General features: G+C 56.0%; 6 protein-coding genes. All 6 read left to right on the plus strand.

Annotated elements, in window-relative coordinates:
- Positions 1-327: 327 nt before the first annotated feature.
- Entirely contained in the window at positions 328-2,472 is a 2,145-nt protein-coding gene (locus tag AACW87_RS04895; RefSeq protein ID WP_241326722.1) for a type I secretion system permease/ATPase, read from the plus strand.
- Positions 2,465-3,883, plus strand: a complete 1,419-nt coding sequence (locus tag AACW87_RS04900) for an HlyD family type I secretion periplasmic adaptor subunit (protein ID WP_241326723.1) — start codon at positions 2,465-2,467, stop codon at positions 3,881-3,883. Before AACW87_RS04895 ends, AACW87_RS04900 begins: the two co-directional genes overlap by 8 nt.
- 35 nt (positions 3,884-3,918) lie before the next feature.
- Positions 3,919-5,247, plus strand: coding sequence for a TolC family outer membrane protein (locus AACW87_RS04905; RefSeq protein ID WP_241326724.1), 1,329 nt, complete (start codon positions 3,919-3,921; stop codon positions 5,245-5,247).
- Positions 5,248-5,365: 118 nt separating this feature from the next.
- Positions 5,366-6,127, plus strand: coding sequence for a transglutaminase-like cysteine peptidase (locus AACW87_RS04910; RefSeq protein WP_241326725.1), 762 nt, complete (start codon positions 5,366-5,368; stop codon positions 6,125-6,127).
- A 3-nt stretch (positions 6,128-6,130) separates the two neighbouring features.
- A complete protein-coding gene (locus AACW87_RS04915; protein WP_241326726.1) occupies positions 6,131-8,056 on the plus strand; it encodes a bifunctional diguanylate cyclase/phosphodiesterase in 1,926 nt (641 codons plus the stop codon).
- A 267-nt stretch (positions 8,057-8,323) separates the two neighbouring features.
- Positions 8,324-10,630, plus strand: a 2,307-nt coding sequence (locus tag AACW87_RS04920) for a retention module-containing protein (protein WP_241326727.1), incomplete at its 3' end; no start/stop codon positions are given.

A 10,630-nucleotide genomic window follows, 5' to 3' on the forward strand; every position in this document is an offset into this window, starting at 1 on the left:
GTTTCGGTAAAATTGTCTTGATATAATAGTGGGCTTGAAAAAGATATCATTATCAATAAGCTTGTGTTATTTCCAATTTAGGTGGGATATATCGGACATGGCGCCATCTTGTGTCGCTATCGAGTGCCGATCATGCCGTACCGCCTTTGGGCGTAATGCCTCTCAGGTCTGACGATGACATCCAGTGTCATTTACCTGTGCTTTAACGTTAATCAGGCTGTTGATCTCTTGCCGTGGAGTCCGGGTTATTTATTCCACGAGATCGCGTTCGCCGGACAGCGATGTGTGACCACCACAGTCGGCCTAATCATGCAGTGACAGGATGCTATGCAAGCAGAAACTAACCGTATTGATGAGTTGTTGGAGTGCCTGGTCTTCCTGACCCGCTTTTATGGCGTACCCAACAGCAGGGATGCCCTGACCACTGGATTGCCGCTGGTGTCCGGCCTGCTGACCCCGAACCTGTTCAGTCGCGCCGCCGAGCGAGGAGGGCTGTCTGCACGGGAAGTGATCCAGCCCCTTGCCGATATCTCCTCCCTGTTGTTGCCTTGCGTGCTGCAGATGCGCAACGGCGGTGCCTGCATACTGCTGGAGTGGAACGAAGACAGAACCCAGGGCAAGGTGATTTTTCCTCAGGCAGGGGATGCGGCCGAGTGGCTTGGCATAGCCCAGCTGGGTGATGAGTATCTGGGCAGGCTCTTCTTCGTCAAAAAACAGTTCAAGTTTGATGATCGTTCCCCCAAGGTGCTGGAGACCCGTGATGGACACTGGTTCTGGAGCACCTTGTTTGAATCTCGTGGCATCTATCGTGATGTGCTGATCGCCTCCATTTTGATCAACCTGTTTGCGGTGGCCAGCCCGCTGTTCACCATGAACGTCTATGACAAGATAGTGCCCAACCTGGCGTTCGAGTCGCTCTGGGTACTGGCGGCGGGCGCCATGGTGGTGTTTACCTTCGATTTCGTGATGCGCCAGTTGCGCAGCTATTTTATCGATATCGCGGGCAAGAAATCGGACGTGCTGCTGTCGGCCAAGATCTTCGCCAAGGTGATGGGCATGCGGATGGAGTCCAGACCGGCCTCTACCGGCGCCTTTGCCAAACACCTGCAGGAATTCGAATCGGTGCGGGAGTTTTTCACTTCCGCGACGGTTTCTACCCTTATCGATCTGCCCTTTGCGGTCTTCTTCCTCTTTATCATCTGGATGTTTGCCGGCGTCATGGTGGTGGTGCCCATCGTTGCCATGCTGATCCTGGTGGTCTACAGCTTCTATATCCAGGCGCCCCTCAAGCAGTCCATTGAAGAGGGCTCGCGGCTCGCTTCCCAGAAAAACGCCAACCTGATCGAGAGTATTTCCGGTCTGGAGACCGTCAAGATCTTCGGCGCCGAGAGCATGTTCCAGCATCGCTGGGAGCAGGCGGTATCCCATATATCGACCTGGGGCGTGCAGACGCGCCGCATTACCAACTCAATGTCGTCCCTGGCCAGCTACATCCAGCAGGTGGTGACAGTGGGTCTGGTGATCGTCGGTGTCTATCAGATATCAGAAGGGCTGGTCACCATGGGCGGCATGATCGCCGCCGTCATGCTGTCGAGCCGTGCCATCGCCCCCATGGTGCAACTCTCTGTGCTCTCCACCCGCTACAACCAGGCCAAATCCGCGCTGGAGATCCTGGAGAAGATCATGATGACGCCGGGCGAGCAGGAGGAGGGCAAGCAGTACATTCATCACCCTGTCATTGCCGGCCGGATCGAATTTGACAATGTGTCGTTCAAGTACCCAGGGATGGAAAGCAGCACACTGCACAACATCAATCTGCGGATCGAGCCGGGTGAGAAGGTGGCCATCATAGGCCGGATCGGAGCGGGCAAGACGACGCTTGAGAAGATCCTGATGGGCCTGTATCGACCGACCGATGGCTCGGTGCGCATCGACGGGTTCGAGCTGGATCAGCTGCCGGCATCCGTGATCCGGCGCAACATAGGCTGTGTGCCGCAAGACGTGACCCTGTTTTTTGGCTCGGTGCGCGACAACATAATGCTCGGCAACCCGCTGGTGGACGATGTGCGGGTCATGCGTGCGGCCAAACGAGCCGGGGTGACCAACTTTACCAACCGGGACCCGAACGGTCTGGACCGCCAGATAGGTGAAGGGGGGCGGCAGCTCTCCGGCGGTCAGCGTCAGGCAATCCTGCTGGCCCGGGCCCTGCTCAACGATCCCCCCATTCTGGTGATGGACGAACCCACTTCCAACATGGATAACCAGTCAGAGATGCAGGTCAAGCATGAGCTGGCACGACTGGGACCGGAGACCACCCTGATCCTCATCACTCACAAGACCTCCATGCTCGATGTCGCATCGCGGGTCATCGTCGTGGAGCAGGGGCAGATAGTGGCCGATGGACCCAAAGAGGTGGTGTTGCAACAGCTGAAGGAAGGCAAGGTGCGAGTGCAGGAGGCGTCCAATGGCTAGATTTGGCCTGTTCAAGAAGTCGTCGTCCGATACTGTGCTGCCTGCCCCCGAGCATCTGGAGTTTGTCGACGATGGCGCCGCCGCCGTCCTGCTGACTACCCCAACCCGGGCAAGAGCCCTGCTGTGGGCCTGCTTCCTGTTTTTCATGAGCGCTATCATCTGGGCAGCCTGGGCTGAGCTGGACGAGGTGACGGTCGGGCAGGGCAAGGTGATCCCGTCCCGTCAGCTGCAGGTGATCCAGAACCTCGAGGGGGGGATCGTCAAGGAGATCTTCGTCAAGGAGGGTGACATAGTCGAGAAGGGGCAGCCGCTGCTGCGCATCGATGACACCCGTTTCCGTTCCGATTTTCGGGAGCGTGAGCAGGAGCTGGTGATCCTCAAGGGCGATATCGCCCGGCTAAGGGCCGAGATCCAGAGTGTGGTGGTCAAGACCGCGCCCAATCTGGGCTGGCGTGAGCAAGTGGCCATCGACAAGCAGCCGATCGATTTTCCTGATGGATTCGAGAATGTGTTTGCCGAGTACGTTGCGCGTGAAAAGTCGGTACAGGATGAGCGGCTCAACAACCTGAACAACCAGCTCTATATACTCGGCCAGCAGATCGAGCAAAAAGAGCAGGAGACCATAGAGCTCAACGCCAAGATCAGAACCGTCGGGCGCAGCGTGGATCTGGCTCGTCAGGAGCTGGATATCAGCCGCCCGCTGGCCAAGGAGGGGATAGTACCTCAGGTCGAGCTCATCAAGCTGGAGCGTCAGGTCAACGAGATGCAGGGGGAGCTGGAGAGCAACCGGCTGCTGATCCCCAAACTCAACTCAGTGCTGCGGGAGACCATCTCCAAGCGCAACGACATAGCGTTGAAGTTTCGGGCCGACTCACAGACCGAGCTCAACGAACGGCAGGGGAAACTGAGCCAGCTCTCCGAGGGGCAGGTAGGGCTGCGGGACAGGGTCGACCGTACCAGCGTGATTGCGCCGCTCAAAGGCACCATCAAGAAGCTCAAGATCAATACCTTGGGGGGGGTGGTGCAACCAGGGATGGATCTGATGGAGATAGTGCCGCTGGAAGACACCCTGCTGGTCGAGGCCAAGGTCTCCCCGAAAGACATTGCATTCTTGCGGCCAGGGCTCGAAGCCGTGGTCAAGATCACTGCCTATGACTTTACTATCTATGGAGGATTACATGGAAAGGTTGAACAGATAAGTGCCGACTCCATCCAGGATGAAGATGGCAATTCCTTCTACCTGGTGCGAGTTCGCACCGAGAAAAGTTACTTGGGCGATGAGCTTAACGCACTTCCCATCATCCCCGGTATGTTAGCCAGTGCAGATATTATTACTGGTAAAAAAAGTGTCCTAGACTATTTGCTTAAGCCGATATTACGGGCTAGGCAGTCGGCACTGAGAGAACGATAAGCCAACAATCTAAAAACAACATGACTGGAGATACCATGAAGAAGACGATTGTTGCCATGTTAGTAAGTGGCGCAGTGCTGTTCCCGGGCCTTACCCAGGCTCAAACGCTGGAACAGTCAGTGGCACAGTCACTGGCTACCCATCCGAAAATCAAGGAAGCTTTTGACCTCTATCAGGCTCGACTGTATCAGCATGATGGCGCCAAAGGCGGTTATTACCCCACCATAGATCTGCGCGGTGGTGTCGGTTATGAAAAGACCGACAGCCCTACTACCCGTGGAGCAGCTGCCAACTCGACCACCATAGATGACTCTATGACCCGCAAAGAGGCCGGGATCAGTCTGCGTCAGATGTTGTTTGACGGTTTTAATGTCAGCAGCAACGTGGCCCGGACCGATGCCGAAGCCAACGCCCAGCGTCTGGCCATGATCTCCGAGGCGGAGAACACGGCGCTGCGTGTGGCCGAGGTTTACCTCAACATGCTGCGCCAGCAGGAGATCCTGGAGCTGTCCAAGCAGAACCTGGAAACCCATGAGCAGATCCGCAGCGACATCAGCAAGCGGACCGACTCGGGCCTGGGCTCTACCGCAGACCAGACCCAGATCGATGGTCGTGTTGCCCGTGCCTATGCCAACCAGGCTGCCGCCGAGAACAACTACCGCGATGCCGAGAGTGAGTTCATTCGTGTCGTCAACGAGATGCCAAAGGATCTGGTACAACCCGTTCCCAATGGAGAACTTGTTCCCGCCAGTCTGGATGCCGCATTGAAAACGGCTACCGAAGTGCACCCGACTCTGCTCTCCTCTCTGCAGGATATCGAAGCGGCCAAGTACCAGCATGAGGGCTCCAAATCCGGTTTCTATCCGAATGTGTCGTTCGAAGTGGATCAGAACTGGAACGAGGATATAGATGCGGTCAAGGGACATAACGACGATCTGACCGCCATGGTGAGGATGCGTTACAACCTGTTCCGTGGTGGATCTGATCTGGCCGAAAGCAAGGCAACCTCGGCCCTTTACTCCCAGGCGAAAGACATTCACATGAATGCTTTCCGTCAGGTTGAAGAGGGAACACGCCTGGCCTGGAACGCCAAGGAGTCGCTGACCAAACAGAAGACCTTCCTGAAAGAGCACGTTGACGCCAGCTATGACACTGTACAGGCGTACAAGAAGCAGTTTGGTCTGGGCCAGCGTACCTTGCTTGACGTGTTGAACACCGAGAACGAACTGTTTGAGGCGCGCCGCAGCTACATCACCGCCGAGTATGACGCTCTGCTGGCTGACTATCGCATCCTCAACGCCACAGGCAGTCTGCTCAACGCGTTTAACGTCCAGCAGCCGGCTGACTGGCAAGCTAAACAGTAATGGAGATCGCATCAGGTTTGATGCGATTGAAAGGGATGGTTGCAGCCGTGCTGCCGCCATCCCTTGTCTCTCACTGTCACCCTAGACCGGGGCAGTGACTGTCATTGGATGCCAGAGGATGAGCGTGACTGTGTGGTGGAAGGCAAGCGGTTGCAGCAGGGTGTCAGCCTCAGGGTTGGGCCGGCGTTTACGCGCTCGCTGGTTGCGTTACTCGCTGTGGTTGCTGCTGGTTTCACTTCCGCTGCTGCTCTGTGCCAGTCAGCCTCTGACACCCGAAGATCTCAAATTGATCCAGCGCGCTCAGGAAACCTATGGGGTCAGGGCGGGTAAGCGTGTGACGACCTGGCGTACGCTGGTCATGCAAAATCGTGCTGCAGGGCTGAACGAGCGCCAGAAGCTGGAGAAGGTAAACCAGTTTTTCAACCAGATGCGTTTCATCGATGACATCAAGTTGTGGCGCAAAAAAGATTACTGGGCCACCCCGCTGGAGTTTTTGGGGGCGGCAGGCGGTGATTGCGAAGACTTCAGCATTTCCAAGTATTTCACCCTGCTGGAGCTTGGCATTCCGGATGAAAAGATGCGGATGGTATATGTCAAGGCATTGGATTATAACCAGTTTCATATGGTTGTTGCCTACTATGACACACCTTCCTCAGTGCCTGTGATTTTGGATAATTTGATCGGTTCGATCCGCCCTGCCAGTCAGCGCAGGGATCTGGTGCCGATATACAGCTTTAACGGTAGTCACTTGTGGTTGATGAAGGCGCGTGGCCAAGGGGAACTGGCCGGGCAGTCGTCACGCTTGGGATTATGGAGTGATTTACGCAATCGCATGACTTCAGGGCGATTGGCTCAGCCTGTGGTGAATTTGGATGATTAACCTATGACGCTCTACAGACAATTATTGGCAACCATGTTGATCCTGTTCGGATTGTTGTTTGCGGCCACTTATTGGGTGCAGTTCAATTCGACTCGAACCTACCTGGCGCAGCAACAGGAAACCACCGTCATCAATACCGCCACTTCGCTGGGGCTGGCACTTACCCCGTATTTGGAAAACGGTGACAAGGTGGGGGCTGAATCAGTGATCCAGGCCATCTTTGATGGTGGTTATTACCGGTTGATCCGGCTGGAACTGCTGGCTTCCAAGGATGTCATCGAGCAGGAGAACACCAATAACATTCAGGGTGTGCCGCAATGGTTCATTGGTCTGGGTCTGTTTCCCGAGGTATCCAACGAGTCAATTCTGACGTCAGGCTGGCTGCAACTGGGCAAATTGAAAGTAGTGGGTCACCCGGGTCAGGCCTATTACGAGCTATGGCGAGGGATGAGTGAACTGGCAAGCTGGTTCCTGATCGGTTTTTTGATCACCACCATTTTGTTGATGAGAGCATTGAACTATCTGCTCAAGCCGCTCAAACAGATCTGTGAGCAGGCGGTGGAGATTGAACTGCACCACTTTGGCCACGCCATTCCAGAACCCAAGACCCATGAGTTGAAACAGGTGGTGCAGGCCATCAACACTCTCTCCAGCAAGCTGGCGCTGCAGTTTAAAGAGCAAGCGGAAGAGGCCGAAAAATTGCGGGAGCGTGTCTATGTGGACGCCGTTTCCGGCTTGGGTAACCGGGCCTATTTTGTCGGTCAGGTCAACGCATGGATTGCCGAAGCGGGGCAAGGTGGTGTCATGCTGGTGGCGGTCGATATGCTGGATGACCTGTACCGTGAAGAGGGCTTTGCCGCGCGGGACAACATGGTCAAGTCGATAGCACAGACCTTGAAAGAGCAGTTGAAGGGGTGGGATGGCTCGGCTTTGGCACGGATCTCCGCCACGGAATATGCGCTGCTGTGTCCTACCGATGATCTGGCTCAGCTGAAGGAGCTGGCCGAAGCCATTAACGCTCGTATTGCCGACCTGGTCGTAAATCCCATGGGAGAAGGGGATGCCCTCTCCGTCATCGGTATTGCGGGACGTGACGGTAATGACGATCTCTCGGCCTTGCTGACCAAGGCCGACAACGCCTTGGGCAAGGCGCGCAATGAGCGCCGTGGTGCCGTGGTGATGGAAGGCGGTACCGATCAGGGCTTGATGGGGCGTCTGGCCTGGCGCGATCTGGTGCAAGATGCCATTGTCCGGCACTTGTGGCGCTTCAAGGCCCAGCTGGCTTGCCGTTTCGACAATGGGGTTCGACTGCATGCCGAGTTGTTTGCCTCTATTTCACGCGACGGTACCGACTATTTTGCCGGCCAATTCTTGCCAGCCATCGAGCAGTTCAAGCTGGGCAGCGAGTTTGATCAGGCAGTACTGGATGCCTGCGTGCCCCTGTTTGAACGGCAATCAGATCTGGTGCTGGCCATCAATATCACGGCAGGCTCTCTCTGTTCTGATGAGTTTCTGACCTGGCTGACGGGGTATCTGTCGACTCACGCCGAATTGAAGGACAGGTTGCTGTTTGAGATACCTGAGGCCGCCATCATGAAGCACAAGGAACATGTGACCGCCTTGGTGAACACCTTGCAGGAGCATGGGTTCGAGTGGGGTGTCGATCATTATGGTCGCCACTTCCAGTCTCTGGGGTATCTGGAGGAGCTGGCACCAGCCTATGTCAAGGTTGACCATGGTTATACCAGTCAGGTCATGGAGCCTGGGGCCGATACCTCCTTCCTGGCCGCAGTGTGCCGCGCCGCTCACAATGCGGGTGTGACTACCATCGCAACCCGTGTTGAGGATCAGCATCAGGTCGAGTTGCTCTCCAAGTTGCATATCGATGGTTATCAGGGCTTCGTACACCCCGCTTTTCCTTTGTCCTGAGCCATTAGCGCCAAGAATGGGCCCCATGAGGGCCCTTTTTTTATGCGAATTAAACATAAGTATTAAGACTTTTAGCTGAGTAATCGCGTAAGGGCTTACTCGAATCCCTATCAAGTGACTGATTCAACAATATAAAAAAAGACCCTTCGATTTAATGCGCAGCATTGCTCCCGGTTTGAACCCATCTTGTACATTTTTGCAACGGAAGCGAGGCGGACAGGCATCTATGGTGTAGACATCAAGATCTGTCATGTTGGAGCAATGGATATGCGTACCCAAGTAATCGACAAAACCGTGGTGGTTTCTTCTGTTGAAGGCAACGTTCAAATATTGCTGGCCGATGGTAGCAGTCGCCCTCTGCAGAAAGGTGAAATCCTTCAGCCCGGCGCCAAGCTCAATATTGCAGATGACGCCAAGCTGATACTGGCCCCCTATGACGATTCTCCTGCTTCCGCCACGCCAGATGCCACAGCCCCTGATGCTCCGGTGCCGGGACAGCCACAGGCTCCGGATGCAGGGAGTGCGACCTCTCCCGATATTGCCGCATTGCAACAATCGATCTTGCAAGGGGTTGACCCGACGCAGAACTTTGAGGCATCTGCCGCTGGTGGGGCACCTGCTGCAGGTGGTGGTGGCGGTGGAATTGGTGGAGTCGCCGGCGCCAGTGGTAACGGCGGCTTTGTCACCATAGATAGAACCGGTGATGCAACGATTGCCGCAGCCGGGTTTGACACCACTTACCAGACCGAGCCAGTGGTCGATACTCAGCAGCTGGCAGAACCACTGCTGACCAACGAATTGGCGGATCAAGGTGAGCAGTTGACCGTTCCCGAAGATGGGGTACTGAATGGCAATGTTCTCACCAACACAGTCAACGCTGATGGTCCTGATGCGGCGTCTGTGCTGTTCTTCAGCTGGGGGGATAACGTCAACGTTGTTGTAGGTACCAGCGTCACAATTGATGGTGTCGGCAGCCTCGTCATTAACGCTGACGGCAGTTTCACTTTCACACCTGCCCCCAACTATGATGGCGCTGTACCTCCTGCCACTTATACCGTCACCGATGGCACTGACACGGTTCAGTCAACACTGGAACTGACAATTATTCCTGCCAATGATCTTTCCGATCAGAACGAAAGTGTTGTTGCGACAGAAGACACCCTCATCTCTGGCAACTTGTTGGCCAATACCATCGACAATGATGGACCGCAGGCTCCGTCTGTTACCGGGTTTAGCTGGGGCTCCATCATCAATCCTGCATTGGGCACACCCGTAACCCTGACTGGGGTGGGAACCTTGGTGGTCAATGCCGATGGCAGCTATCTGTTCACGCCAGCACCTAATTACGATGGGCCGGTTCCGACAGTGAATTATACCGTCACAGACGGCACAGACACGGTTCAGTCCACGCTCTCTATTGCCATCACTTCGGTTGATGAGCCGGTTGGTCTGGCTGGTTTGCAGCTGGAAGGCGGTGAGCTGACGCTAAATGAAGCTGCATTGGCAGATGGCAGCAACCCGAATGCAACCGCTCTTACACAAAGTGGCGTGTTTACCTTCAATGCGGCAGATGGTGTACAGAGTTTGACTCTGGGCGGTGTCACTCTGATCAGTAATGGGCAAGCTATTACGGTGTTCCCTCAGGCGATTACCAGCCCACTGGGTAATCAGCTGGTAGTGACCGGCATTAATTACAACCCGGTCACCGGGTTAGGCAGCGTTAATTACAGCTACACCCTGAGTGACAATGAAAATCATACCAAGCCTGTCAATGATGCGGCTCTGGGTGAGAGTTTCGGTGTGGTACTGGTGGACACCGATGGCGATAGTACCAGTGGCAGTCTGGATGTGGTGATCCTGGATGATGTACCGAGCGTCACGCTCACCTCTGGATCTGAAGGTGTGGGCAGTGTGTTCGTGGACGAAAGCCTGGTCAGCCTGGGTGGCGCGGGCAACGATGGGGTGGCCAGTGCCAGCCTGAGTGCTGCCAGCGTGCAGGCCCAGTTCAATCCGGCCTTCGGGGCCGATGGGGCGGGCACGATTGGTTATAGCCTGGCGCTCACGGGCAGCAACGTGGTCAGCGGCCTGTTTGCGGTGGATCCGCAGGCTCCCGATGGACAGGGCGAGGCCATCGTGCTGAACCAGGTGGGCAACGTTATCACCGGCAGTGCCGGTGGGGTGGATTACTTCACCCTGACCATCAACCCGAGCACCGGGGAAGTGACGCTGGCCCTGCTGGACAACGTCTGGCACGGCGACAGCGGCAATGCGGATGACAGCGTGGCGCTGAACCTGGGCAGCGGGGTATTGACCCTGGTGCAAACCGTGACGGACGCGGATGGCGACAGCGCCAGTGCCGCCATTGATGTGGGCACTGGCGGGGTATTCCAGTTTGAAGATGACGGTCCGAGCGTGACCATCAATGCCGTGGTAGACGGTGACATCACCCTGACCACCCAGGATGCACAGACCATCGGTGGGGGCAGTGACACGGCGACCGGCAGCTTTGCGGCGGCGTTCCTGGCGGCGGCGGTGCCGAGCTATGGCGCGGACGGTCCGGGCACCACCACGGTG

Origin of the sequence: Aeromonas sp. MR7 (assembly GCF_963899385.1) — a bacterium.
Lineage (GTDB): Bacteria > Pseudomonadota > Gammaproteobacteria > Enterobacterales > Aeromonadaceae > Aeromonas > Aeromonas bestiarum.